General features: G+C 72.2%; 30 protein-coding genes. 17 read left to right on the forward strand and 13 right to left on the reverse strand.

The features are described from left to right. The first annotated feature begins 14 nt into the window (after window positions 1–14). Genes AC3A3L_RS15005 through AC3A3L_RS15020 form a run of 4 tightly spaced genes read left to right on the forward strand, consistent with a single transcriptional unit; the run spans window position 15 to window position 4,243 of the window. Window positions 15–941 carry an ABC transporter ATP-binding protein gene (locus AC3A3L_RS15005; RefSeq protein WP_487640844.1) on the forward strand — a complete coding sequence of 309 codons (927 nt, stop codon included), beginning with the start codon at window positions 15–17 and terminating at the stop codon, window positions 939–941. Further along, complete coding sequence (locus AC3A3L_RS15010) at window positions 941–1,756, forward strand: ABC transporter permease (RefSeq protein ID WP_487640845.1); 816 nt, start codon at window positions 941–943, stop codon at window positions 1,754–1,756. Before AC3A3L_RS15005 ends, AC3A3L_RS15010 begins: the two co-directional genes overlap by 1 nt. Before the next feature lies 1 nt (window position 1,757). Beyond that, window positions 1,758–2,558 (forward strand): ABC transporter permease, encoded by an 801-nt coding sequence (locus AC3A3L_RS15015; protein WP_487640846.1) that lies wholly within the window; start codon window positions 1,758–1,760, stop codon window positions 2,556–2,558. A gap of 53 nt (window positions 2,559–2,611) precedes the next feature. Beyond that, entirely contained in the window at window positions 2,612–4,243 is a 1,632-nt protein-coding gene (locus AC3A3L_RS15020; protein ID WP_487640847.1) for an AMP-binding protein, read from the forward strand. Window positions 4,244–4,253: 10 nt separating this feature from the next. Here AC3A3L_RS15020 and AC3A3L_RS15025 read toward each other — a convergent pair whose 3' ends face one another. Genes AC3A3L_RS15025 through AC3A3L_RS15050 form a run of 6 tightly spaced genes read right to left on the reverse strand, consistent with a single transcriptional unit; the run spans window position 4,254 to window position 8,958 of the window. Further along, window positions 4,254–5,234 (reverse strand): nucleoside hydrolase, encoded by a 981-nt coding sequence (locus AC3A3L_RS15025; RefSeq protein WP_487640848.1) that lies wholly within the window; start codon window positions 5,232–5,234, stop codon window positions 4,254–4,256. Then, entirely contained in the window at window positions 5,231–6,139 is a 909-nt protein-coding gene (locus AC3A3L_RS15030) for a hypothetical protein (RefSeq protein ID WP_487640849.1), read from the reverse strand. The genes AC3A3L_RS15025 and AC3A3L_RS15030 overlap by 4 nt, the downstream gene beginning before the upstream one ends. Continuing rightward, entirely contained in the window at window positions 6,136–6,684 is a 549-nt protein-coding gene (locus tag AC3A3L_RS15035) for a hypothetical protein (RefSeq protein WP_487640850.1), read from the reverse strand. Before AC3A3L_RS15035 ends, AC3A3L_RS15030 begins: the two co-directional genes overlap by 4 nt. Then, complete coding sequence (locus AC3A3L_RS15040) at window positions 6,681–7,565, reverse strand: ABC transporter ATP-binding protein (RefSeq protein WP_487640851.1); 885 nt, start codon at window positions 7,563–7,565, stop codon at window positions 6,681–6,683. Before AC3A3L_RS15040 ends, AC3A3L_RS15035 begins: the two co-directional genes overlap by 4 nt. Beyond that, window positions 7,562–8,368, reverse strand: a complete 807-nt coding sequence (locus AC3A3L_RS15045) for a zf-HC2 domain-containing protein (RefSeq protein WP_487640852.1) — start codon at window positions 8,366–8,368, stop codon at window positions 7,562–7,564. The genes AC3A3L_RS15040 and AC3A3L_RS15045 overlap by 4 nt, the downstream gene beginning before the upstream one ends. Then, window positions 8,365–8,958, reverse strand: coding sequence for an RNA polymerase sigma factor (locus AC3A3L_RS15050; RefSeq protein WP_487640853.1), 594 nt, complete (start codon window positions 8,956–8,958; stop codon window positions 8,365–8,367). Before AC3A3L_RS15050 ends, AC3A3L_RS15045 begins: the two co-directional genes overlap by 4 nt. Before the next feature lie 110 nt (window positions 8,959–9,068). Between AC3A3L_RS15050 and AC3A3L_RS15055 the strand changes: the two genes are divergently transcribed. Beyond that, window positions 9,069–9,266: a hypothetical protein gene (locus tag AC3A3L_RS15055; protein ID WP_487640854.1), complete on the forward strand. Its 198-nt coding sequence runs from the start codon at window positions 9,069–9,071 to the stop codon at window positions 9,264–9,266. An 18-nt stretch (window positions 9,267–9,284) separates the two neighbouring features. Here the strand turns inward: AC3A3L_RS15055 and AC3A3L_RS15060 are convergent, their stop codons facing one another. Beyond that, on the reverse strand, window positions 9,285–9,767 hold the full coding sequence (locus tag AC3A3L_RS15060) for an N-acetyltransferase family protein (RefSeq protein ID WP_487640855.1): 483 nt from the start codon (window positions 9,765–9,767) through the stop codon (window positions 9,285–9,287). A gap of 43 nt (window positions 9,768–9,810) precedes the next feature. Here AC3A3L_RS15060 and AC3A3L_RS15065 point away from each other — a divergent pair, with 43 nt between their 5' ends. The 11 genes from AC3A3L_RS15065 (at window position 9,811) to AC3A3L_RS15115 (ending at window position 17,807) form a co-directional block, all read left to right on the forward strand. Beyond that, window positions 9,811–10,332, forward strand: a complete 522-nt coding sequence (locus AC3A3L_RS15065; RefSeq protein ID WP_487640856.1) for a DinB family protein — start codon at window positions 9,811–9,813, stop codon at window positions 10,330–10,332. 11 nt (window positions 10,333–10,343) lie between these two features. Beyond that, window positions 10,344–10,964: a class I SAM-dependent methyltransferase gene (locus AC3A3L_RS15070; protein WP_487640857.1), complete on the forward strand. Its 621-nt coding sequence runs from the start codon at window positions 10,344–10,346 to the stop codon at window positions 10,962–10,964. Beyond that, the gene (locus tag AC3A3L_RS15075; RefSeq protein WP_487640858.1) at window positions 10,961–11,155 is read left to right on the forward strand and encodes a DUF3046 domain-containing protein; all 195 of its coding nucleotides are present in this window, start codon (window positions 10,961–10,963) and stop codon (window positions 11,153–11,155) included. Before AC3A3L_RS15070 ends, AC3A3L_RS15075 begins: the two co-directional genes overlap by 4 nt. Then, window positions 11,152–12,408, forward strand: a complete 1,257-nt coding sequence (locus tag AC3A3L_RS15080; RefSeq protein WP_487640859.1) for an MFS transporter — start codon at window positions 11,152–11,154, stop codon at window positions 12,406–12,408. Before AC3A3L_RS15075 ends, AC3A3L_RS15080 begins: the two co-directional genes overlap by 4 nt. 208 nt (window positions 12,409–12,616) lie before the next feature. Beyond that, window positions 12,617–13,669 (forward strand): recombinase RecA, encoded by a 1,053-nt coding sequence (gene recA, locus AC3A3L_RS15085; protein ID WP_268111092.1) that lies wholly within the window; start codon window positions 12,617–12,619, stop codon window positions 13,667–13,669. Next, on the forward strand, window positions 13,659–14,459 hold the full coding sequence (locus AC3A3L_RS15090) for a regulatory protein RecX (RefSeq protein ID WP_487640860.1): 801 nt from the start codon (window positions 13,659–13,661) through the stop codon (window positions 14,457–14,459). Before recA ends, AC3A3L_RS15090 begins: the two co-directional genes overlap by 11 nt. Before the next feature lie 89 nt (window positions 14,460–14,548). Continuing rightward, the gene (locus AC3A3L_RS15095; RefSeq protein WP_487640861.1) at window positions 14,549–15,040 is read left to right on the forward strand and encodes a phosphoribosyltransferase; all 492 of its coding nucleotides are present in this window, start codon (window positions 14,549–14,551) and stop codon (window positions 15,038–15,040) included. Between the two features lie 61 nt (window positions 15,041–15,101). Beyond that, entirely contained in the window at window positions 15,102–15,953 is an 852-nt protein-coding gene (locus AC3A3L_RS15100; RefSeq protein WP_487640862.1) for a PPK2 family polyphosphate kinase, read from the forward strand. Further along, window positions 15,950–16,726: a HipA family kinase gene (locus AC3A3L_RS15105; protein WP_487640863.1), complete on the forward strand. Its 777-nt coding sequence runs from the start codon at window positions 15,950–15,952 to the stop codon at window positions 16,724–16,726. Before AC3A3L_RS15100 ends, AC3A3L_RS15105 begins: the two co-directional genes overlap by 4 nt. Beyond that, window positions 16,723–17,109, forward strand: a complete 387-nt coding sequence (locus AC3A3L_RS15110) for a DUF3037 domain-containing protein (protein WP_487640864.1) — start codon at window positions 16,723–16,725, stop codon at window positions 17,107–17,109. Before AC3A3L_RS15105 ends, AC3A3L_RS15110 begins: the two co-directional genes overlap by 4 nt. 5 nt (window positions 17,110–17,114) lie before the next feature. After that, window positions 17,115–17,807: a DNA alkylation repair protein gene (locus AC3A3L_RS15115; RefSeq protein ID WP_487640865.1), complete on the forward strand. Its 693-nt coding sequence runs from the start codon at window positions 17,115–17,117 to the stop codon at window positions 17,805–17,807. A 114-nt stretch (window positions 17,808–17,921) separates the two neighbouring features. Here the strand turns inward: AC3A3L_RS15115 and AC3A3L_RS15120 are convergent, their stop codons facing one another. From AC3A3L_RS15120 to AC3A3L_RS15140, 5 genes are all read right to left on the reverse strand, one after another. Further along, the gene (locus AC3A3L_RS15120) at window positions 17,922–18,665 is read right to left on the reverse strand and encodes a sirohydrochlorin chelatase (RefSeq protein ID WP_487640866.1); all 744 of its coding nucleotides are present in this window, start codon (window positions 18,663–18,665) and stop codon (window positions 17,922–17,924) included. 76 nt (window positions 18,666–18,741) lie between these two features. After that, a complete protein-coding gene (locus AC3A3L_RS15125) occupies window positions 18,742–19,485 on the reverse strand; it encodes a phosphoadenylyl-sulfate reductase (RefSeq protein WP_487640867.1) in 744 nt (247 codons plus the stop codon). Further along, window positions 19,482–19,658 carry a hypothetical protein gene (locus tag AC3A3L_RS15130; protein ID WP_487640868.1) on the reverse strand — a complete coding sequence of 59 codons (177 nt, stop codon included), beginning with the start codon at window positions 19,656–19,658 and terminating at the stop codon, window positions 19,482–19,484. Before AC3A3L_RS15130 ends, AC3A3L_RS15125 begins: the two co-directional genes overlap by 4 nt. Then, window positions 19,658–21,370, reverse strand: coding sequence for a nitrite/sulfite reductase (locus AC3A3L_RS15135; protein ID WP_487640869.1), 1,713 nt, complete (start codon window positions 21,368–21,370; stop codon window positions 19,658–19,660). Before AC3A3L_RS15135 ends, AC3A3L_RS15130 begins: the two co-directional genes overlap by 1 nt. 299 nt (window positions 21,371–21,669) lie before the next feature. After that, window positions 21,670–22,275 (reverse strand): DUF5701 family protein, encoded by a 606-nt coding sequence (locus AC3A3L_RS15140; RefSeq protein WP_487640870.1) that lies wholly within the window; start codon window positions 22,273–22,275, stop codon window positions 21,670–21,672. A gap of 102 nt (window positions 22,276–22,377) precedes the next feature. On the opposite strand from AC3A3L_RS15140, the gene AC3A3L_RS15145 reads away from it, so the two are divergent. Then, window positions 22,378–23,814: a glycine hydroxymethyltransferase gene (locus tag AC3A3L_RS15145; RefSeq protein WP_487640871.1), complete on the forward strand. Its 1,437-nt coding sequence runs from the start codon at window positions 22,378–22,380 to the stop codon at window positions 23,812–23,814. On the opposite strand, the gene AC3A3L_RS15150 is transcribed toward AC3A3L_RS15145, so the two are convergent. Then, window positions 23,807–24,481 (reverse strand): hypothetical protein, encoded by a 675-nt coding sequence (locus AC3A3L_RS15150; protein ID WP_487640872.1) that lies wholly within the window; start codon window positions 24,479–24,481, stop codon window positions 23,807–23,809. The two genes, AC3A3L_RS15145 and AC3A3L_RS15150, sit on opposite strands and share 8 nt — an antisense overlap. Window positions 24,482–24,512 lie beyond the last annotated feature (31 nt).

Here is a 24,512-nt window from a genome sequence, read left to right on the forward strand (position 1 = left end):
TAGGGTCGACGCCTGTGACAGAAGCCATGATCTCGGCACGGGGACTGCGCAAGTCGTTCGGCGACTTCGAGGCCGTCAAGGGCATCGACGTGGAGGTGCGACGGGGCGAGGCGTTCGGCTTCCTCGGTCCCAACGGCGCGGGCAAGTCGAGCACCATGCGGATGATCGCGTCCGTGAGCCCGGTGAGCTCCGGCGAGCTGCGGATCCTCGGCATGGACCCCGCCACCGACGGCCCGGCGATCCGCGGCCGGCTGGGCGTGTGCCCCCAGGAGGACACGCTCGACAACGAGCTCAACGTCTTCGACAACCTCTACATCTACGGGCGCTACTTCGGCATCGACCGCGCCACCTGCCGTGAGCGGGCCCAGGAGCTGCTCGAGTTCGCGCAGATCACCGAGAAGGCCAAGGCCAAGGTCGAGGACCTGTCCGGCGGCATGAAGCGTCGCCTGACGATCGCCCGCAGCCTGATCAACAACCCCGACCTGCTGCTGCTCGACGAGCCGACGACGGGCCTCGACCCGCAGGCCCGCCACGTCCTGTGGGACCAGCTGTTCCGGCTCAAGCAGGCGGGCGTGACGCTCGTGATCACGACTCACTACATGGATGAGGCAGAGCAGCTGTGTGACCGTCTCGTCGTGATGGACAAGGGCCTCATCGCGGCCGAGGGGTCGCCGCGCCAGCTGATCGACGCCCACTCCACCCGTGAGGTCGCCGAGCTCCGCTTCGGCGTCGGCGAGCACGAGGCGCTCGCGGAGAAGATCGAGGACCTCGGCGAGCGCGTCGAGGTGCTGCCGGACCGGCTCCTCGTCTACAGCGACCACGGGGAGGACGTCGTCACAGCCGTCCTCGACCGCGGCCTGCACCCGATCGCCACCCTCGTGCGGCGCTCCACCCTCGAGGACGTCTTCCTGCGCCTCACCGGCCGGAGCCTGGCGGACTGATGGGATCTCAGGTGGTGCGGCCCACCGGCTCGCTGTCGGCGTGGGAGGGCATGGCCCGTCAGTACGACTACTGGCTGACGGTCCTCAAGCGCACGTGGCGCGGGGGAGTGGTGAGCAGCTTCCTCACCCCGTTGCTCTACGTCGTGGCGATGGGCGTCCTGCTCGGCGGGTTCATCGAGGGCGACCCGGACAAGCTGGAGGGTGCGACGTCCTACCTCGCCTTCGTGGTCCCCGGCCTGGTCGCCTCGCACGCGATGACGATCGCGGTCAGCGAGTCGACGTACCCCGTCATGGGGTCCATCAAGTGGCACAAGACGTTCTTCGCGCAGCTCGCGACGCCGCTGGCCGTGCGCGACCTGGTCAACGCCTACATCGCGTTCGTGATGTTCCGGGTGGCCACGGCGTGTGCGGTGTTCATGCTGGTGATCGCGCCGTTCGGCGTCTTCGCCACGTGGTGGGGCCCGATCCTGGCGTGGCTCTCGCAGGTGCTCGTCGGCTTCGCGTTCACCACGCTGGTGTTCGCCTACAGCGCGCGGCTGAAGTCCGAGGAGGGGTTCGGCCTGCTCTTCCGCCTCGGCGTCATCCCGCTGACGCTCTTCTCCGGTGCGTTCTTCCCGATCAGCAACCTCGGGCCGGTGCTGGAGTGGATCGCCCGGCTGACCCCGCTCTGGCACGGCGTCTCGCTCTCCCGGATGTTCTGCGTCGACCGGGTCGACTGGGCGCTGGCCGCGTTGAACGTCGTCGTGCTGGTCACCCTCACCGTGATCGGCTGGTTCCTCGCCGTGCGCAACCTCGACCGCCGGCTGGAGGTCTGACGTGGCGCTCCTCGACGGGATCCCGGCCCCGCTGACGCCGGCCGCCGCCACCAAGGTGCTCGTGCTGCGCAACTACGTCGTCTACAAGGACGCGTGGAAGCTCTTCATCACCGGCTTCCTCGAGCCGGTCTTCTACCTCTTCTCGATCGGCATCGGCGTCGGCCAGCTGATCGACACCTTCGAGTTCCACGGCGAGGCGATCCCCTACGCCGAGTTCGTCGCGCCCGCGATGCTCGCGACGTCCGCCTTCAACGGCGCGCTGCTCGACTCGACCTACAACGTCTTCTTCAAGATGAAGTACGAGAAGCTCTACGACCAGATGCTGGCCACGCCCCTCTCGACCGGCGACATCGCGCGCGGGGAGATCACCTGGGGCCTGATGCGCGGCTCGGTCTACTCCGCGGCGTTCCTCGTCGTGATGGCGCTGATGGGCCTGACCCACTCGTGGTGGGCCGTGCTGGCGCTGCCGGCGGCGATCCTCATCGCGTTCGCCTTCTCCGCCGTGTGCATGGCCGTGACGACGTGGATGACGAGCTGGCAGGACTTCGACAAGATCACGCTCGCCCAGATGCCGCTGTTCCTCTTCTCGGCCACCTTCTTCCCGGTCGAGGCGTTCGGCGACGGAGTGCTGCGGTGGGTGGTCGAGGCCACCCCGCTCTACCGCGGCGTCGTGCTGTGCCGCGAGCTCACCACCGGCGTGATCACGTGGGAGTCGGCGGTCTCGGTGGTCTACCTCGCCGTGATGGGCGTCGTCGGGCTGCTCGTCGTACGCCGCCGCCTCGACAAGCTGCTGCTGACCTGAGGCGCCCGACCAACCTCTGGCCAACGCGACCGAGGCCGTCCTAGGTTGCCGACATGGATTCCTACGCCAGGGGCGAGACCACTCCGGCACTGCTGGAGGAGACCATCGGGGACAACCTGGCGCGCACCGTCGCGTCGTACGCCGACCGCGAGGCGCTCGTGGAGTGCGCGAGCGGCAGGCGGTGGACCTGGGCGGAGCTGCAGGCCGACGTCGACGCCGTGGCGCGTGGGCTGGTCGGCGCCGGCATCCGCACGGGCGACCGCGTCGGGATCTGGGGCCCCAACAGCGCCGAGTGGACGCTGGTTCAGCTCGCCACAGCGAAGGTCGGCGCGATCCTGGTCAACGTCAACCCGGCCTACCGCACGCACGAGTTCTCCTACGTCGCCAACCAGTCGGGCATGCGGTTGCTGGTCGCCGCGACGTCGTTCCGGACGAGCGACTACCGCGCGATGGTGGACGAGACCGCCGCGGAGAACCGTGCGCTGGAGCGCGTGGTCTACCTCGACGACGAGGAGAGCTGGGGCGGCCTGCTGGCCGACGGCGAGGGCGTCTCCGCCGACGACCTGGCCGAGCGGGCCGCGAGCCTCGTGCCGGACGACCCCATCAACATCCAGTACACCTCCGGCACCACCGGATTCCCCAAGGGCGCCACGCTGAGCCACCGCAACATCCTCAACAACGGCTACCTCGTCGGCGAGGTGTGCCGCTACACCGAGGTCGACCGCGTCTGCATCCCCGTGCCCTTCTACCACTGCTTCGGCATGGTCATGGGCAACCTCGCGTGCTCCTCGCACGGGGCGGCGATGGTGATCCCGGCGCCCGGCTTCGACCCGGCGCTGACGTTGAAGGCCGCAGCGGACGAGAGGTGCACCTCGCTCTACGGCGTCCCCACCATGTTCATCGCCGAGTGGGCGCTTCCGGACTTCGAGTCCTACGACCTGTCGTCGGTGCGCACCGGGATCATGGCGGGCTCGCCCTGCCCGGCCGAGATGATGAAGAAGCTCATCGACGCCGGCATCGAGGAGATGACGATCGCCTACGGCATGACCGAGACGTCCCCGGTCTCGATGCAGACCCGCACGGACGACTCGTTCGAGCACAAGGTCGGCACGGTCGGCCGGGTCTGCCCCCACCTCGAGGTGAGGATCGCCGACCCGGTGAGCGGCGAGACGGTGCCGCGCGGCGAGGCGGGCGAGTTCTGCACCCGCGGTTACTCGGTGATGCTGGGCTACTGGCCCCTGCACGATCCAGAGGGCTCGGAGAAGACCGCCGAGGCGATCGACGCCGACGGCTGGATGCACACCGGTGACCTCGGCGTGATGGACGACGACGGGTTCGTGCAGATCACCGGGCGGATCAAGGACATGGTGATCCGAGGTGGCGAGAACATCTACCCGCGCGAGATCGAGGAGTTCCTCTACACCCACCCCGACATCGAGGACGTCCAGGTGGTCGGCGTGCCCGACGAGAAGTACGGCGAGGAGCTCTGCGCCTGGCTGCGGATGCGCCCGGGCAGCGAGCCGCTCGACGCCGAGGCGGTGCGAGCCTTCGCGACCGGCAGGCTCGCCCATCACAAGCTCCCGCGCTACGTGATGGTCGTCGAGGAGTTCCCGATGACCGTGACCGGGAAGGTGCGCAAGGTCGAGATGCGCGAGGTGTCGACTGCGCGCCTCGGGTTGGGCTGAGCCCGGGTCGTCACCGGAAGACGTCGCGGTAGACGGCGTCGAGAGCGGCCGTGTCGAGATCGGTCACGACGCGCACCGTCCCGTCGCCCGTCCGCGTGAGTCGGCCGCGGTCCCGGGTCGTGTCGACGGTCCACGTGCCCGACTCGGTGGTGGCAGCCGAGCCGTCCACGAAGGTGCCGGCGGTCGCGAGGTCCCAGTACCTCGGCGACTCGAACCCGGGCACGCGGCCGAGCCCGCCCACGACGGGACCGGCCAGCCCGTCGGGCGCGCCCGGCGGCACCGGGTCGTCGGGCACCACCGTCACCGGGACCGGGCCGGCCAGGACCTCCGCGAACGGCACCGGGTCGGCGCCTGCGTTCCACTCGCCCACGCCGTCGGCGTGCGACGCGCTGTCGACGGTGCCGGCCATGGTGGTGACGCCGCCCAGCGTGGCGTAGGCCGCCGGGTCCTCGCGCAGCACGGCCGCGACCTCGGTCAGGGGTGCCAGGGCGACGACCTGCAGCCCGGGATGGCGCCGCGCGAGCCGGGCGATGAGCTCGGCCGCCGGCGTGCGGACGGGGGTGAGGTCGTGGCCCGCGCCGTCGCGCGGGAGGCCGCTGCTCATCAGGGCGCCGGCACCCCACTCGGGCGGGAACATCACCCCGTCCTCGCCGCGGGGCGTCGCCCCGCACGCCACGGGCGGCGGCTCCGTCTCGAGCGCGTTAAAGAAGTCGCCCAGCAGGTCGGTGCCGCGGCAGTCCAGCTCGCCGGTCTGCGGCACCGTCACGGCGACGACGCGCACACCGGGGTGGCGCAGCAGCAGGGCGAGCGCGGCCAGGTCGTCGGGCGCGAGGTCCGTGTCGACCACGACGGGCACCGCGTCGGGACGCTTGTCGGCGGCCGGCGCCATCGGGCCGCGGGCGAACACCTCGCCGTCGACGTCGGAGGCCGCGGGGCTGCAGGCGGCCAGGGCCGCGACGACGAGCGGCACGAGGAGCGTGCGACGCCTCACGGGATCACCACCTGCTGGCCGACGACGCCGGCGACCGCGAGGACCACGCCGACGGCGAGCAGGGCCCGGCGACCGCCACGGGGCCACGCCACCGCGAGCAGCAGCACTGCGATCCCGAGCAGCCACAGGTCGTGCCACCACGCGAGCGCTGAGGACACCCACTGCCGCTGCCAGCCCTCGCCCGTGTGCGGATGACCGACGAGGAGCCAGTCGGACGGGAAGGACAACGGGTCGGCCGACGCCGGGCCCACCGTGATGTTGAGCGGCTGGACCTGGATGATGGAGAACGGCGACACGGACGGCATGCCGAAGAGCCAGTAGACGCTCACCACGAACCACAGCACGAAGAGGGCAGGGACCAGGGCCACCAGCCGTGACGCGCGCCGGCCGAGAGCGGCGCCGAGCGCGACCGCGACGAGTGCGAGGGCGACCGGCTGCGCCAGCTCCGCGGTGGTGTGGAACGCCTCGGTCGTGCGACCGGGCTCCATCCCGAGCCACAGGCCGCCGAGGTCCCGCTCGCGCCACGCCACCAGGACGGCGTACGCCGCTGCCACCACGACGAACGGCAGCGACGCGAGCAGCCGGGCGAGCGTCCGGCGGGCCTCCGGGACGGGTGCGGCCGGGGCGACGTCGTGGCGCGCGCGGTGGAAAGGTACGGCGACGGCGACCGAGATGCCGAAGAGCAGGGGCGCGACGGCGGGCGTGATGCCCTCGTAGGACGATCCCGGCCACTCGCCCGGCTCCGGCCTGACGGTCCACATCGCCCAGATGGTGAGGGCCAGGCAGACCCAGGGCACGGGGTTGCGCAGCATGCGGCGCGCCTCGACGACGACCAGCGCGCGGGTCGCCGTCGCTGGTCGTGGCGCGGATGCGGTGGCCCGGGGCCTGACCGTTGTCGCGCTCATCGCCGCCGCCCCGCGATGCAGACCAGGGTGGCGCCGAGGAGCACCCACCACGGATCCGTCAGCCACCAGCCGACGACGTCCGAGAGGGGTCCGTCCGGCAGGGACTGGTGGAGGGCGAAGAGGACGACCGGGGTGGACGCCCCCAGCAGCACGCCACGCCGGGGCGGTGCCCAGAGCGCGACGGCCACACCGCACGCGGTCACGGCGAGCAGGGGACCCGGCCCGGATCTCTCTGCGGGCGTCAGCGAGTCGAGCAGGAACCACACCGCGAGGCTCGGGACCCCGAGCAGGGTGAGCCGCAGCAGTCGACGCTGCATGGCCGACACCGGCACCGCAGCGAGCATCGCGGCGGCAGGGTCGTGCAGGCCCGACACGACGGTCGCAGCGAGACCGGCTGCTGCGATCGCGAGGACGACGTCCGCTGGCCGGCCCGACGACCGGGCGAGCAGGGTGGCGGCCACGAGCACGCCGGCGAGGCAGGCGGCGGGTGCCCAGCGGATGGCTCGAGCGGTGGGCACGGCGGCCTGGGCGAGCGCGGCGCTCATCGGGCCAGCCTCGTCACGAGCAGGTAGCCGTCGTCGACCGTCGGGACCGCTGGTGCGGCGCCGTCCGGGAGGGTGCCGACGTGGCGGCGCGTGCCGGGGCCGGTGAGCCACGACCGCAGCGCGGTGGGCTCCTCGACGTCGGACTCCCAAACCCGTCCCTCGGCCTCGGCGGCCAGCGCGGCGGGCGTGCCGGACCAGCAGATCCGGCCGCGGTCCATGACGAGGACCTGCTGGCACAGGGCCGCGACCTCGGCGGTGTTGTGGGTCGACAGCACGACGCAGCCGAGGTGCGCGGTCTCGGCGAGGACGGACCGGAGCGCGATGCGCTGCTCGGGGTCGAGGCCGGTGGCGGGCTCGTCGAGGACGAGGAGCTCCGGCGTGCCGACGAGCGCGGACGCGAGGGCGACGCGCTGCTGCATGCCGCCCGACAGCGTGCGGATCCGCTTGTGCATCGCGTCGCCGAGCCCGACGGCCTCGAGCATCGCCACCGCCTCCCGGCGTCGCCGGCCGGTGTCGGTCTGCTCCTTGAGGATGGCGACGTAGTCGACCATCTCGAGCGGGGTGAACCCGCCGTAGAGCCGGGGCGACTGCGGGAGGTAGCCGAGCCGGCGCCGCACCTCGGTGCGGGCGTTCGGGTGTGCCGGGTCGAGTCCGAGCAGCGACAGCGTGCCGCGGTCGGGGGCGAGCACGGTCGCGAGGATGCGCAGCAGCGTCGTCTTGCCGGCGCCGTTGGGTCCGAGGACGCCCACGATGCCGCGTCCGAGGCCCAGGTCGACGTGGTCGACGGCGGTCTGGGCGCCGAACGCCTTGGTGATGCCGGCCGCGCTCAGCAACGTGCCGGTCGGCGCGTGGGTGGCGGCGTCGGTGCGGGTGGTGCTCATGCGGTCCTCCGGTAGGCGACGGTGTCGCGACGGGCGACGGTGAGGGCGACCGCGGCGAGCGCGACCACCAGGGCGGTGAGCTGGACGGGGGCCGAGGCGACGGCCTGGCTCACGACGTCGGCGGGCAGCCGCCGCGAGGCGGCGGGCCACGAGACCGCCACCGCCCAGAGCGAGCCCAGGGACGCGGCGACGACCGCGGGATCGAGCCGGGTCGTGCCGGCGAGGGCCACCAGCGACGCGAGCGCGGCACCGGGCAGCAGCCAGCCGAGGGCCACCGTGGTCGGGAGCCCGAGCAGCAGGGCCGCGCCGACGCCGACGGGCACGGCGGGCAGGGCCACGAGGACGGCCCGGGCCGCCACGACGCGCAGGCCGGCCGTCGGGGCGGCGAGGGCGAGCTCGCCGGCCGGCTCGGCGCCGCGGCCGTAGGCGAGCGCCACCGCGCCGAGCGGGGCGACGGGAGCCAGCGCCATGAACACGGGCAGGCGGACGTCGAGCACGGAGACGACGACGGGGAGGGAGAGCAGCAGCAGCATCGAGGTGAGCCAGGCGGCGCGCAGCCCCGGCGTGGCGAGGCCGAGCCGCAGGAGCGGGTTGGAGCGCGGCCGGTCGATCCGGTCGGCGAGCGCGTCCCACCGTCGTACGACGTCGCTGCCCGGCGTGGACGGTGCGAGCGTGGCCATCCGCCGCCGGCACTCGTCGCAGCGGAGCAGGTGCGCCTCGAGCGAGGCGGCGGGGACGGGCGCCGTGGAGCCGTCGGCCCACGCGCGCAGCGCCTCCTCGTCGGCGTGCCAGGTCTGCGTCACAGCAGGGCCTCCCTCAGCTCGGTGCGAGCGCGGCTCATCCGGCTCTTGACGGTGCCGCTCGGGATGCCGAGCAGCGCGGCGGCCTCACGTGTGGTGAGCCCGTCCAGGACGGTGGCCTGGACGACTGCCTGCAGGTCGGGGGAGAGGCGCGCGAAGGCGACACCCACGTCGCTGTGCTCGACACGCGCCAGCACCTCCTCCTCCGCGGACGTCGCCGGGTGGCTGCGCAGGTTGCGCAGGCGCTCGAGGACGTTGGCGCGGGGCCGGAGCTGGTGCAGCAGCGACCGCACGGCGATGCCCCACAGCCACGCCGCCACGTCACCCTCGCCGCGCCACCCCTGGGGCTTGCGCCAGACTGCGAGGAACGTGTCCTGCACGGCCGTGTCGACCAGTGCGCGGTCGGCGCACCGCCGGGACAGGCGGGTCGCCAGCCACGGCTCGTGGCGCACGAACAGCTCGTGCAGCGCGCCACGGTCGGACGCCCCGACGGCGTCGACCAGCTGCGCGTCGCTCCACGCGGCGTACCCTCCTCGGGGCTCCAGCCGTCGTGCACCTCTCCCATCACGTCTCCTAGTGGCACCGAGGCCCATGATCGGTTCGCCCGTGCCGCGAAGTCTTGCGCCGGTCCAGACCGGCGCGAACCGGACACGCGGTTCGGAGCCACTCCTGGGGCCACTACCAGCACTCCACCGACCCGAGCGTGCCGCTGGCGCAGCGTGAGGTGTGGCTCGACGTGACCTCCGACGCCAACGGTCGCGGCGTCGCCACCACCACCGTGCCGTGGGCCTTCACACCCGGCAGTGCCGGGTCGGTCGTGATCCACGAGCTGCCGACCAACTCGGCCACCGGGGCGGCGGGAGCCCGCCTGGCCTGCACCAGCGTGGCGTTCGGCGGCTGACCGCACGACCGAGCGGCGTCAGCCCAGTAGCTTCTGGAGCCAGGCGATGTCGACCCACCGGCCGTGCTTGAAGCCCACCTCACGCATCACACCGACCTCCTCGAAGCCGCAGGAACGGTGCAGGGCGAGGCTGCCCGGGTTGGGCAGGGCGACCGCCGCGACGGCGAGGTGGATCCCGTCGCCGGCGAGACGCGCCAGCAGGTCGTCGTACAGGGCGCGGCCGGTGCCCCGCCCCTGCTGTCCCGCAGCGACGTAGACGGTCGTCTCGCGGGTGTGGGCGTACGCCGGCTTCGGCCGGAACGGCGACGACGTGGCATAGCCGGTGACCTGTCCGCCGTCGTCGGCGACGAGGAAGTGGTCCTCCTGCCCGCGCAACCTCGCCTCCCACACCTCCATCGGGCGGGGCTCGAGGTCGAAGGTGGCGTGCCCCTCGCGGGCCTCGCGACCGTAGATCTCGGCGACGGCCGGCAGGTCGGCGGGAAGTGCGCGACGGATGTCCATTCCACCCATTGTCACCGCAGCCGGGACTGGTTGGATGACGGCCATGAGCATCGCGCCCGACACGAAGGACTGGACCTGGGTGCTGGAGCGGCCGTGCCCGGAGTGCGGCTTCGAGGCGTCCGCGCACGACGTGTCGGACCTGCCCGACCTCCTCGGGGCGACGGCGTCCTCGTGGTCGGAGGTGCTGGACCGCGGCGACGTCGCCGACCGCCCGCGTCCCGAGGTCTGGTCCGCGCTGGAGTACGGCTGCCACGTCCGCGACGTGCACGTGCTCTTCGCCGAGCGCCTGCGGCTGATGCTCGCCGAGGAGGGACCCACCTTCGCCAACTGGGACCAGGACGCCACCGCGATCGAGCGCGACTACGGCAACCAGGACCCCGCGACGGTCGCGGCCGAGCTCGTCGAGGCCGCCCGCGTCGTCGCGGACCTCTACGCCTCCGTCACCGACGCCACGCGCGGTCGCCGGGGGCTGCGGTCCAACGGTGACGAGTTCACGGTGGAGACCCTGGGTCGCTACCACCTGCACGACGTCGTCCACCACCTCCACGACGTGGCGGTGCCGTGACGGACGAGGCCGTGACGAGCGAGACCGTCCGGTCCTACGACCGTGACGCAGCGGCGTACGCCACCCGCACCGCGACGGTGCCGGCGTCCGTGCGCGCCGCCCTCGAGCAGCTCGCCGCACGGCTCGGCCAGGGCGCGCGCGTGCTCGAGATCGGGTCGGGCGGCGGTCGCGACGCTGCGCTGATGGAGCAGCTCGGGCTCGCCGTGCGGCGCACCGACGTCACGCCCGCCTTCGTCGCGCTGCTGCGAGAGCAGGGCCACGCGTGCGACCGCATCGACCCGCTGGTGGACGACCTGACCTCGCCGGAGGGGCCGTACGACGCCGTGTGGGCGAACGCGTCGCTGCTGCACGTCGCGCGGGCCGACCTGCCCACGCTGCTCGGCCGGCTGGCGGAGGTCACCCGGCCCGGTGGGCTGCTGCAGGTCTCGCTCAAGGAGGGCGACGGCGAGGGCTGGTCCACCCACGGGACGATCAGCGGTCCGCGACACTTCACCTACTGGTGGGCGGCCGACGTCGAGGCCGTGGTCCGTGCCTCGGGCTTCGGCGACGTCGTGGTCCGACAGGGGATCGGGGGCGACCGGGGGGAGACCTGGCTCGAGCTGTCGGCGGTCCGTGATGGGGTGTCGTCATGAGGCACACGGAGTTCTGGGCGCGGCTCGACGAGACCCTCGGGCGGGCCTACTCCCGCACGTGGGCCGAGCTCACCGTCGTGCGCGACCTCGACGGTCGCACGACGCAGGAGGCACTGGACGCCGGGGTGCCGCCCAAGCAGGTCTGGGCCGCCGTGCGCCGACAGCTCGAGCTGCCGGACAGCGAGCGGTGACCACCCGGCTCGCCGCGGGCCAGACAGTCGCGGACGTCCAGCGGCGCACGGTCCGCACCCTCGTGGTGTCCCAGGCGGTGGGCGCCGTCGGGGTGACCATCGGCGTCGCGACGGCCTCCCTGCTCGCCCGCGACATCTCCGGCAGCGAGACGATGGCCGGCCTCGCCCAGACGTTCCAGGTGCTCGGCACGGCAGCCGCCGCCTACGGCCTCGCGCGCGTCATGCGCCGCCGCGGGCGACGGGTCGGGCTGGTCGCGGGTTACCTGATCGGGGCGACCGGCGCGGTCCTGGCCGTCGTGTCCGGCGTCGTCGACTCGATGGCGGTGCTGCTGCTCGGCGCCCTCATGCTGGGTGCCACGACGGCGGTCAACAACGGGTCGCGCTACGCCGCCACCGACCTGGCGACCCAGGAGCACCGTGCCCGTGCCCTGTCGCTCGTCGTGTGGGCGACCACGATCGGCGCCGTCGCCGGTCCGAACCTCCTCGGTGCGGGGGCGGCCGTCGCCCGTGCCATGGGCGTGCCCGAGCTGACCGGGGGCTTCGCCATCGGCTCGGTCGTCCTGGTCCTCGCCGCCGGGTGGGTCTGGTGGCGGCTCCGCCCGGACCCGCTGCTGCTCGCGCAGGAGACGGCCGGCGTCGTGCCGAGTGCGGGCCCCGAGCCCCGTGGCCGGTCGTGGGCCCGCTTCGTCGCGGTGGTGCGCGACGTGCCGGCGGTCGGGGCCGCGGTGGTGGCGATGGCCTGCGCCCACGCCGCGATGGTCACCGTGATGATCATGACCCCGCTCCACATGGAGCACGGCGGTGCTCACCTCGAGGTCATCGGGTTCGTCATCTCGATCCACGTGCTGGGCATGTTCGCCTTCTCCCCGCTCGTCGGGTGGGCCGCCGACCGCTTCGGCCGGTCGGTCGTCCTGGTCACCGGGGGAGTGGTGCTGCTGGTGTCCCTGGCGCTGTGCGGGCTCTCGCCGCAGGGCACCTCGTGGCAGATCTTCGCGGGGCTGTTCCTCCTCGGCCTGGGCTGGTCGTGCGCCACTGTGGCCGCGTCCACCGTGATCGCCGACCGCACGCCCATCGAGTCCCGCACCGACGTCCAGGGCACCTCCGACATGGCCATGTCGCTCACCGCCGCCGGGGGTGGAGCCCTCGCCGGGGTCATCGTGGGCGCGCTGGGATACGCCGCCCTGGCGACGTTCGCAGCGCTGCTGGCGGTCGCGGTCGTGGTCGCCGGCACCGTCACCCGCCGGCACTCCTGAGCCGCACCTCGCCCCGCCAGGTCTCGGCGGCGACACGCCGGGACCGGAGCGCGCGTCGAACACCTGTTCGGGCTACTGTTCATCCACAGGTACGACGAGGGGCGAGGTTGTCCACAGCGTTCGACCGTCCTGATCAGGGACTGTCGGTGGCTCGCCCTAGCGTCGCAGACGTACCTCACACGACACGACGACAAGACGGGACACAGCAATGGCTGGTGCAGACCGCGAGAAGGCCCTCGACGCCGCGCTCGCACAGGTGGAGAAGCAGTTCGGCAAGGGCTCGGTCATGCGACTGGGCGACGAGACGCGTGCGCCGCTCGAGGTGATCCCGACGGGGTCGATCGCCCTCGACGTGGCCCTCGGCCTGGGCGGCCTGCCGCGTGGTCGTGTGGTGGAGATCTACGGTCCGGAGTCCTCCGGCAAGACGACGGTCGCCCTCCACGCGGTGGCCAACGCCCAGGCGGCCGGCGGCATCGTCGCCTTCATCGACGCCGAGCACGCGCTCGACCCCGACTACGCCAAGGCCCTCGGCGTCGACACCGACGCGCTGCTGGTCTCCCAGCCCGACTCGGGTGAGCAGGCGCTCGAGATCGCCGACATGCTGATCCGCTCCGGCGCGCTGTCGCTGATCGTCATCGACTCGGTGGCCGCGCTCGTGCCCCGCGCCGAGATCGAGGGCGAGATGGGCGACAGCCACGTCGGCCTCCAGGCCCGCCTGATGAGCCAGGCGCTGCGCAAGATGACCGGTGCCCTCAACAACTCCGGCACCACCGCGATCTTCATCAACCAGCTGCGCGAGAAGATCGGCGTGATGTTCGGCTCGCCGGAGACCACGACCGGTGGTCGCGCCCTGAAGTTCTACTCCTCGGTGCGCCTCGACGTGCGCCGCATCGAGACGCTCAAGGACGGCACCGACATGGTCGGCAACCGCACCCGCGTCAAGGTCGTGAAGAACAAGGTGGCCCCGCCGTTCAAGCAGGCCGAGTTCGACATCATGTACGGCAAGGGCATCAGCCGCGAGGGCGGCCTCATCGACGTCGGCGTCGAGGCGGGCCTGATCCGCAAGGCCGGCGCCTGGTACACCTACGAGGGCGACCAGCTCGGCCAGGGCAAGGAGAACTCGCGCAACTTCCTGCGCGACAACCCCGACCTCGCCAACGAGATCGAGAAGCTCATCCTCGAGAAGCTCGGTGTCACCCCTGCCGTCGACAAGCCCGGCGACGACCTGAGCGACGAGCCCATCGGGGTCAATGACTTCTGAGGGTGAGACCCGTCCCGCACCCGACTGGGTCGGCGACGTCGCGCTCGGAGTCGAGGCGTGGGTGGGGGAGACCCCACCCACGCCCGCCGAGCGGCGTCCGTCCCGCCCAGGCGGTGGCGGCGACAGCGGCGGCGGCGACAGCGGGGGCGGCAGGAAGCGCCAGGCCGGCAAGGCCGGCAAGGGCGGCAAGGGCGGCAAGGGCGGCAAGGGCGGCAAGGGCGGCCGCCGCACCCGCACCTGGGAGGAGCGCGAGGCAGCCAGGCTCGCCCGCGAGGAGGCCGCGGCCGCCGAGCTCGAGGCCGATCCCGAGGCCGTCGCCCGCAAGATCCTGTTGGACACGCTGACCGGGCAGGCCCGCTCCCGCAAGGAGCTGGCCGACAAGCTGGCCAAGCGCGGCGTGCCCGACGAGCTGGCAACCCAGCTGCTCGACCGCTTCACCGAGGTCGGCCTGATCGACGACGCAGCCTACGCCCGGCAGTGGGTGGAGAGCCGGCACCGCAGCCGTGGGCTGGCTCCCCGCGCGCTCGCCCAGGAGCTGCGCCGCAAGGGCATCGACGACGAGGACTCCAAGACCGCGCTCGAGCAGATCGACGAGGCCGACCAGCGGCTGGCCGCCCGGGCGCTCGTCGACAAGAAGCTGCGCTCCATGCGCGGCCTCGATCACCAGGTGGCCACCCGCCGCCTGGCCGGGCTGCTGGCCCGCAAGGGCTACGCCGCCGGCCTCGCCTTCTCGGTCGTCCGCGAGGCCCTCGGCGAGTCCGAGGACGACGAGGGGCACCCCGACTTCTGAGTCCGGTCCACCCGGCCTGGTCGGGCTCCGCCGGGGGGTGGGACCGGGCCGCCCTTCCGGCGCGCGGCGACCTCTGGTGGGATGGTGCCGTGAGCAGCGAGCGCGAGGTCCTCACGTACGACCTCTTCGGCACGGCCACCCGCGAGCTGGCGCAGGAGGTGGCCGACTCCGGGTTCCGCCCCGACATCATCCTCGCGATCGCGCGCGGCGGGCTCGCCCTCGGCATGGGGCTCGGCTACGCGCTGGCGGTCAAGAACATCTCGGTGGTCAACGTCGAGTTCTACACCGGCGTCGACCAGCGCCTCGACGTCCCGATCATGCTGCCGCCCACGCCGGCGGCGATCGACCTGTCGGGCCTCAAGGTGCTCATCGCCGACGACGTCGCCGACACCGGCCGCACCCTCGAGCTCGTGCACGAGTTCTGCGAGGGTCATGTTGCCGAGGCCCGCACGGTGGTGATCTACGAGAAGCCCCAGTCGGTCATCCGGCCCGACTACTCCTGGCGCACCACCGAGCGCTGGATCGACTTCCCGTGGTCGGTGCTGCCGCCGGTCGTGGACCCGGACGCACTCGCGCACTGACTCGCGCGGCCTCCCGACGGCGTACGCCACCCGGCGTGCGGTGGTGGGCCATGATGACCCCATGAGCCCAGCCATCCGCGACGCGCTCCGCCTGCCCAGCGGTCCCGTCGACCTGACGACCATCGAGACCGACGCGGCCCCCGGCTTCGACGGCGGCAAGTCCGACGGCAAGGCTGCCCTCGCCGAGATGGGGACCGAGCTCGCCGACCTGCAGGAGCGGCTCTGGGCCGAGCGCACCGCCGGGTCCGAGCGGCGCGTGCTGCTGGTGCTGCAGGGCATGGACACGAGCGGCAAGGGCGGCGTCCTCCGCCACACGATCGGCCTCGTCGACCCGCAGGGCGTCCGCATCACCAGCTTCAAGGCACCGACGGACGAGGAGAAGCAGCACGACTTCCTCTGGCGCATCGAGAAGGGCCTGCCAGACGCCGGCTACATCGGGGTCTTCGACCGCTCGCACTACGAGGACGTCCTGATCGCCCGGGTCCGCAACTTCGCCGACGCCGACGAGCTCGAGCGTCGCTACGGCGCCATCAACGACTTCGAGGCCCGGCTGGCCGGGAAGGGGTTCTCCATCATCAAGTGCATGCTCCACATCAGCGCCGACGAGCAGAAGACTCGGCTCGCCGAGCGGCTGGCCAACCCCGAGAAGCACTGGAAGTACAACCCCGGTGACCTTGACGAGCGCGCGATGTGGGCGGCCTACCGCGATGCCTACGAGATCGCCCTGGAGCGCACGAACACCGACGCGGCGCCGTGGCACGTGGTCCCGTCGGACAAGAAGTGGTTCCGCAACCTCGCCATCGGCCACCTCGTCCTCGACACCCTCCGTGGCCTCGACCTGAAGTGGCCCGTCGCCGACTTCGACGTGGAGGCCGAGACCAAGCGCCTGACCGAGGAGACGCCGGTCCAGTGATCATCGCCGGACTTCCCACCGTCACCGTCACCCGTTACGTCACGCCCCTCCGTGAGGGCGGCAGCCTGCCCGGGGTGGTGGAGGGCGACGACCTCGGCACCTATGTCTGCAAGTTCCGCGGCGCAGGACAGGGCGCCAAGGTTCTCGTTGCCGAGGTGATCGTGAGCGCCCTCGCCACCCGCCTCGGGCTGCGCACCCCACGCCTCGTCGTCCTCGACCTCGACCCGGAGCTCGCCCGCTACGAGGCCGACGAGGAGGTGCAGGACCTCCTCAACGCGAGCGTGGGGCCGAATCTCGGCATCGACTTCCTCCCCGGGTCGTTCGGCGTCGACGGCCAGGTCAGCGCTGCGGACGACGAGGGCGCCCGCGTGCTGTGGCTCGACGCCTTCACCGCCAACGTCGACCGCTCGTGGCGCAACCCCAACCTGCTGCTCTGGCACGGCGACCTGTGGGTCATCGACCACGGCGCGTCCCTCTACTTCCACCACGGCTGGCGGTCCGGGGTCACCGACCCGGCCAGGTTCGCCGCGCAGCCGTGGGACGCGAGCGGTCACGTCTTCGAGGAGTGCGCGGGCCGCGCCCGCGAGCTCGACGAGGAGATCGCGGCACCACTGGGCCGCGACGTCTTCGTCGACGTGCTCGCCGAGGTGCCCGACGTCTGGCTCGAGCCGGTGCCCGGCGCGGAGACGCCGGACGCCCTGCGCGCGGCGTACGTCGACTTCCTCGTCGCCCGCGTCGGCACCCGTCAGTGGCTCCCGGGAGCGACACGATGACCGCCCGCCGGATGGCCTACCAGTACGTCGTGCTCCGCTGCGTCCCGCGCCCCGAGCGTGAGGAGTTCGTCAACGTCGGCGTCGTGCTGCACTGCCAGGCCGACGACTTCCTCGACGTGTCGTGGTCGGTCGACGCCGACCGGCTCCGCGCCATCCACCCCGGCATCGACGTCGACCAGGTGTGCGACGCCCTCGCCTTCACCGACTGGGTGTGCCGCGGCGACGAGCGCGGCGGCGAGGCGGCGCGGCAGTCCCTCGGCCAGCGCTTCGGCTTCCTCAAGGCGCCGCGCAGCACCGTGCTCCAGCCCGGCCCGGTCCACGGCGGCCTCACCGACGACCCGGCGCGCCAGCTCGAGCACCTGCGCGAGCGCCTGGTCGGCTGACGCCGGTGACGTACGTCGGCGCGGTCCGGGCCGCCCTCGTCGGAGTGGGCGACCCGGAGCGAGCCGCACAGCAGCGGGCCTACATGAAGTCCGAGCTGCCCTACGTCGGCCTCGGCTCACCAGCTCTCAAGGCGCTGCTCCGGCCGCTGCTGGTCGAGCACCGCTTCATCGACCGCGCCCAGTGGGAGGCAGCGGTCCTCGAGCTGTGGGAGGACGCCGAGCACCGTGAGGAGTGGTACGCAGCGATCGCCCTGCTGCGTCACCGGACCTACCGCCCGTGGCTCGACCCCGGCCTGCTGCCACTGCTGGAGCAGCTCGTGCGCACCGGCGCGTGGTGGGACGTCGTCGACGAGATCGCCGCCCACCCCGTCGGCCAGGTCCTCCTCGACCACCGCGCGCACGCCACGCCGGTCATCGAGCGGTGGGCGGTCGACGCCGACAGCCTGTGGGTCCGGCGTACGGCGATGCTGGCCCAGCTGCGCCACCGCGAGGACACCGACACCGACCTGCTGGAGCGGGTGCTGGTCGCCAACCTCGACGACACGACGTACGGCCGGGAGTTCTTCGTCCGCAAGGCGCTCGGCTGGGCACTCCGGCAGCACGCGCGCACCGACCCGGACTGGGTCCGGTCCTTCGTCGCCACGTACGACGACCGGCTCAGCGGGCTCTCCCGACGCGAGGCCCTGAAGCACCTCTAGCCGAGTCGGCGCATGTGTTCGCAGATTGAGGGCCGAGTCGGCGCATCTGTATCAGGACGCGTGTACAGATGCGCCGACTCGAGCGGTATCCCGCGCACAGATGCGCCGAGTCGATCAGACGGGAACCAGTTCGACGGCACCGACGGCGTAGCGGGCGAGGATCGCGCGGGCGACAGCGGGGTGGGCCCCGAGCGGGTCGGAGACCGCCACCGCACCGGCCTCGACGGCCAGCTCGGTCGCGCGGTCGGGCAGCCGGCCGGGCGCGAGGAAGAACGAGGCCACGGCGATGTGGCGCTTGCCCTCGGAGCGGAAGGCGCGCACCGCCTCGCCGGCGGCCGGGGGAGCGGCCGAGGCGAACGCCGCGGTGACCGGCAGCCGGTGCCGCGCACCCCAGGTGCGGGCGATACGGGCGACGGCCTGGTTGGCCAGCGGGTCGGAGGAGCCGGCGGCAGCGAGCACGAGCGCGTCGAGCTCGCGCACCCGGGCGGCCTTGAGCGCGTCGCGCAGGCGGACGTCGAGCACCTCGAGGAAGGCAGCCTCCATGCCGAGGATCCGGCTGGCCTGGATGCGGACGCCGTCGTGGCGCGCCATCGCCGCGGCGATGGCCTCCGGCACGTCGACCTTCGCGTGGTAGGCCTCGGTGAGCAGGAGCGGGACGACGACGATCTCGTCGTGGCCGGCCTTGACGAGGCGGTCGACGACCGTGTCGAAGCTCGGCTTGGAGAGGTCGAGGAAGGCCGTCTCGATCCTGAGGTCGGGGCGCATCGCCTTGACCTCGGCGACGAGCGCCTTGATCGTCGCGGCCGAACGCGGGTCCCGGCTTCCGTGGGCCAGGGCAACCAGAGCAGGAGCAGCCATCAGGGGTGCCTCCGATCGTGTGTCGTGCTGTTGTGCTGGGGATGTGCGACAACGCTGTCGCGGGACTGGGGTGAATTCATGCGTGGATCCCGCACTCCGTCTTGGAGGTGCCGGCCCAGCGCCCGCTGCGCGGGTCGTCGCCGGGAGCGACGCGGCGCGTGCAGGGCCAGCAGCCGATGCTGGGGTAGCCGTCGTGGACGAGCGGGTTCACGAGCACGCCGTTGTCGAGGACGTACTGCTCGACCTGCTCGTCGCTCCACCGGGCCAGCGGGGAGACCTTGACCTTGCCCTTGCGGGCGTCCCAGCCGACGACCGGGGCGATGACCCGGTTGTGGGTCTCGGCGCGGCGCAGGCCGGTGGCCCAGGCGTCGTACTCGGCGAGGGTGTCGGCGAGCGGCTTCACCTTGCGCAGCGCGCAGCAGAGGTCGGGGTCGGTCTTGTAGAGGTCCTTGCCGTACTGGGCGTCCTGCTCGGCGACGGTGAGCGAGGTGCTGACCGTGCGCAGGTTGACCGGCAGGGTGGCCTCCACGGCGTCGCGGGTGCCGATGGTCTCGACGAAGTGGTAGCCGGTGTCGAGGAACACCACGTCGATGCCGGGGGCGACCTTCGAGGCGAGGTGCGCGAGCACGGCGTCGCCCATCGAGGAGGTGATCGCGAACCGGTCGCCGAACGTCGCGACGGCCCACTCGATGATCACCTCGGCCGGGGCGAGCTCGAGCTCGGCGCCGACGTGGGAGACGAGCTCGCGGAGCTCCTCCGGCGTACGGCCCTCGGTGTGGGTGCCCTTGAAGGCGCGGGCGGCGCGGGTGGAGAGGCTCATGACGTGCCCCCCTCGACGGCGGGGCCTGCTCCGGGGTGGGGGATCATCCCGGTCATCTGCACGGTGAAGCTGCGCAGGCACGAGCGGCACTCCCAGGCCCCCGCACCCTCGCGGGGGAACAGGTTCTCGTCCCCGCAGTAGGGGCAGTGGAAGGGAACGGCTCGCTCGGACATCAGACCGACACCGGCTCCCCGCGCAGCAGGACGTCGTCGGCGCGGGCGACCCAGGCGGCGAACCGCTCGCCCTCGGTCCGGTCCTGGAGGTACGCGCTGACGACGGCCGTCACGTAGTCGTCGAGTCCGGCGCTGGTGACCTTGTGGGCGCGGAGCTTGCGGCCCATGGCGGGGTTCAGCCCGAGCGCGCCGCCGAGGTGCACCTGGAAGCCCTCGACCTGCCGGCCGTCGGCGTCCATGACGAGCTGGCCCTTGAGGCCGATGTCGGCGACCTGGGTGCGGGCGCAGGCGTTGGGGCAGCCGTTCACGTTGACCGAGATGTCGGTGTCGAGGTCGGGGAAGCGCTTCTCGAGCTCGGTCACGAGCCGGCGGGCGCGCTCCTTGGTGTCGACGATGGCGAGCTTGCAGAACTCGATGCCGGTGCAGGCCATCGTCGAGCGGCGCCAGTTGCTCGGACGGGCGGTGAGGCCGATCTTCTCGAGGTCGTCCGCGAACGCCTCGGTGTCCTCGGCCGCGACGCCGATCACGACCAGCTTCTGGTACGCCGTCAGCCGGGCGCCGCGGGCGCCGTAGCGCTCCACGAGGTCGCCGAGCGCGCTCAGCGTGGTGCCGTCGATGCGACCCACCACGGGAGCGGCGCCGACGTAGAACCGGCCGTCCTTCTGCTCGTGGATGCCGATGTGGTCGCCCTGGGCGATCGGCGCCTCGGGGGAGGGGTTGTCCACGAGCGGGCGGTGGAGGTACTCGTTCTCCAGGACCTCGCGGAACTTGTCCTTGCCCCAGTCGGCGAGCAGGAACTTCAGGCGGGCCTTCGAGCGCAGCCTGCGGTAGCCGTAGTCGCGGAAGATGCCGGCGACGCCCTCCCAGGCGTCGGCGACCTCGTCGAGCGGGATCCAGACGCCCAGCTTGTGCGCGAGCATCGGGTTCGTGGACAGCCCGCCGCCGACCCAGAGGTCGAAGCCCGGGCCGTGCTCGGGGTGGACGGTGCCGACGAACGACACGTCGTTCACCTCGGGCGCGACGTCGTGGCTGGGGTGGCCCGTCAGCGCGGTCTTGAACTTGCGCGGCAGGTTGGAGAAGTCCGGGTTGCCGAGGATGCGGCGCTTGATCTCCGCGAGCGCCTCGGAGCCGTCGATGATCTCGTCCTTGGCGATGCCGGCGACCGGCGAGCCGAGGAAGGGGCGCGGGCTGTCGCCGCATGCCTCGAGCGTGGTGAGGCCGACCGCCTCGAGCCGCTCCCAGATCGCCGGGACGCTCTCGATCTCGATCCAGTGGTACTGGATGTTGTTGCGGTCGGTGATGTCAGCGGTGTTGCGGGCGTAGGCCGTCGACACCTCGCCGAGCGCCCGGAGGGCGGCGGCGTCGAGGATCGCGCCGTCGGTTCGCACGCGCATCATGAAGAAGCGGTCGTCGAGCTCCTCCTCCTCGAGCTGGGCGGTCTTGCCACCGTCGAAGCCGGGAGCGCGCTGCGTGTAGAGACCCATCCACCGGAAGCGGCCGCGGAGGTCGGCCGGGTCGATGGAGTCGAAGCCCCGGCGCGAGTAGGTGTAGAGGATGCGGTCGCGCACGTTGAGCGGGTCGTCGTCCTTCTTGGACTGCTCGTTCTTGTTGAGCGGCTCGGTGTAGCCGAGCGCCCACTGACCCTCGGCGCGCTTGGGGCGCGGGATCTCGGTGTGCTGGGCGGCCTGGGGCGTGAACCGGAGGTCAGGCATGGTCAGGAGAGTCCTGTTCGCTGAGGAGTGCCGCGCGCGACGTTGAGCGCGGAAGGGGGTGCAGGGGCGGCGTCAGCGATGCCAACAGGTCGCGCTGCCCACGCGCATGAGGTCGACGTGACGTCGAACCACAAGGTGTGCGTGGGTGGAAGCGGTGACCATGTCAAGAAGTCTCAGGGCTTGGACACGCGTTCCACAAGCCGAAATCTCGTCATGTGGGATTGGGCGCCACGATGTGAGACGACTGTTGGAGGTCCCGCCCGGGGTGGGCACGGAGTGCGGCCCAGGTCACACTCTCGTTACGCATGAGTACGCCGCTCGCAGGACGCGATGCCGAGCCAGGTGTGCCGGTTGCCCCACCAGCACCAGCCCAGCTTGGGGGCGTGGCGGCGCTCGCGGCCGTCCCGTCCGGTCCCGTTGCTGATCCACAGTGCCGGCGTCCGGGCGTCGTACGTCCCGTCGGCCCGTCGCAGCCGCGTGCCGGGCGTCATGAAGCAGGCGTTGCGCTCGAGCACGTCGGGGTCCTGCAGCACCCAGTGCAGACCCTCCGCGAGGGTCAGGGGCGCGCGGCCGGCCGCCACGATCTCCGGCACCGATTCCTGCGGCGTCCGGTTCGAGAAGTCGTCGCCGCGATCGAGCCCCTCGACGACGTACGGCGTCGCTGGCACGTCCACGGTCGGAGCGAAGTCGTCGACATCGGTCATGTCCTCGACGACGAAGCCGGACCGGTCGCCGAGGCGGAGCATCGGGGCGAGTGCGGAGGCCGGTGCGGAGGTCACCAGCAGGGAGCCTGGGTGGGCGGAGGAGGCCGCCTGGTGCAGGCGGTCGGCCGGGATCCCGGCGAGGACGTGGACACCGAGGCGGACGAGCCGCTCGGCCTGGTCGGGGAGGGAGGGGAGGGCCACGAGGCATCAACGGACCGGACTCGACCGGCGTTCCCGCTGGGTGGTGTCCAGCGGCTGCAGGCCCGGGCGCGACGGTGCCCGGTGACCTCTAGGCTGTGGGCCATGACGGACTCCCTGATCAGCAGTGCGTACTCGCAGGCCCTCGAGGTCATCGCCTCGGTCGAACCCCGCATCGCGGAGGCGACCCGCCAGGAGCTCGCCGACCAGCGGGCCTCGCTCAAGCTGATCGCGTCGGAGAACTACGCGTCGCCCGCCGTCCTGATGACCATGGGCACCTGGTTCAGCGACAAGTACGCCGAGGGCACCGTCGGCCACCGCTTCTACGCCGGCTGCCAGAACGTCGACACCGTCGAGTCGCTCGCCGCCGAGCACGCCCGCGAGCTCTTCGGCGCCCCCTACGCCTACGTCCAGCCGCACTCCGGCATCGACGCCAACCTCGTCGCCTTCTGGTCGATCCTCGCCCACAAGGTCGAGTCGCCGTACCTGGAGAAGATGCAGGCGAAGAACGTCAACGAGCTCACCGAGGCCGACTGGGAGACGCTGCGCCACGAGTTCGGGGACCAGCGCCTGCTCGGGATGTCGCTCGACGCCGGCGGGCACCTCACCCACGGCTTCCGCCCCAACATCAGCGGCAAGATGTTCCACCAGCAGCAGTACGGCACCGACCCGGAGACCGGCCTGCTCGACTACGACGCCGTCGCCGCCAAGGCCCGCGAGTTCAAGCCGCTCGTCCTCGTCGCCGGCTACTCCGCCTACCCGCGTCGCGTGAACTTCGCCAGGATGCGCGAGATCGCCGACGAGGTCGGCGCCGTGCTGATGGTCGACATGGCCCACTTCGCCGGTCTCGTCGCGGGCAAGGTGTTCACCGGCGAGGAGAACCCGGTTCCCTACGCCCACATCACCACGACCACCACCCACAAGTCCCTGCGTGGCCCGCGAGGCGGCATGGTGCTGGCGCAGGAGGAGTTCGCGGCCGACGTCGACCGCGGCTGCCCGATGGTGCTGGGTGGCCCGCTGTCGCACGTGATGGCGGCCAAGGCCGTCGCCCTCGCCGAGGCCCGCACCACCGAGTTCCAGGACTACGCCCAGCGGATCGCCGACAACGCGAAGTCGCTGGCCGAGGGCTTCCTGACCCGCGGCGCCACGCTGGTCACCGGCGGCACCGACAACCACCTCGTCCTGCTCGACGTGTCGTCCTTCGGCCTCACCGGCCGGCAGGCCGAGTCGGCACTGCTCGACGCCGGGGTCGTCACCAACCGCAACTCCGTCCCGGCCGACCCCAACGGCGCCTGGTACACCTCCGGCATCCGGCTCGGCACCCCTGCGCTCACCACCCGCGGCTTCGGCCACGACGAGTTCGACACCGTGGCCGAGCTGATCGTCGACGTGCTGTCCAACACCGAGGCCGGCACCACCAAGGCCGGCGCGCCCAGCAAGGCGTCGTACGTCCTGGGCGACGGGGTCGCCGACCGCGTCACCAAGCGCTCGGCCGAGATGCTCGACAAGCACCCGCTCTACCCCGGGCTCGTCCTCAGCTGACCTCGCCGTCGGGTGACTGCGCGGGAAAGCGTGTGTGGGCGGGGTCGAGGTTGACCTGCCAGGCGCGCCACCCGAGCCAGATCCAGGCGGCGAAGTGCGCCCCGCCGACCACCGTCGCGGCGACAGCGGTGACCCACGGGCCCGCGGGCCACAGCACGAACGCGGTGACCCCAGCGGCCACCAGCGTGTTGACGACGACGATGAACATCGCCGAGCTCGCCAGGACCTGACTGGCATTGCGCCGGGGCGCGCCCATCCCGTAGGTCTGCAGGATCCCGGGGTGGTCGTCGGTCAGGCCGGTGATGAAGTACGGCGCCAACGTCGGGTCGATGTCGACGTACGCCGCCCGGAGCCGGTTCATGCCCTTGAGGAACATGTAGTCCTCCTGGCTGGCGTTGTGGACCCGGAACGCGGTGAGCGTGCCGGCGACCAGCAGCGTCAGCCCGAGCGCGATGGCCAGCAGCCGGAAGGTGGGCGAGTAGGAGAGCGCCTGCCCGGCCAGGGCGAGGAACAGCAGCGTGGCCGAGGTGAACATCAGCTGCGAGGTGATCCGGCCCATGACCTCGCTCCAGGTCTGGCTCCGCACGGCCAGCAGGCCCCAGTGCTCGGTCGCGAGGATCTGCGCCCGCACGGCGGGCGGCACGGGCTCGGGGCTCGGCTGGCTCATGGCGCCTCCTGGTCGATCCACGGTAGACCCG

This window comes from Nocardioides sp. Soil_C_8 (assembly GCF_057656315.1).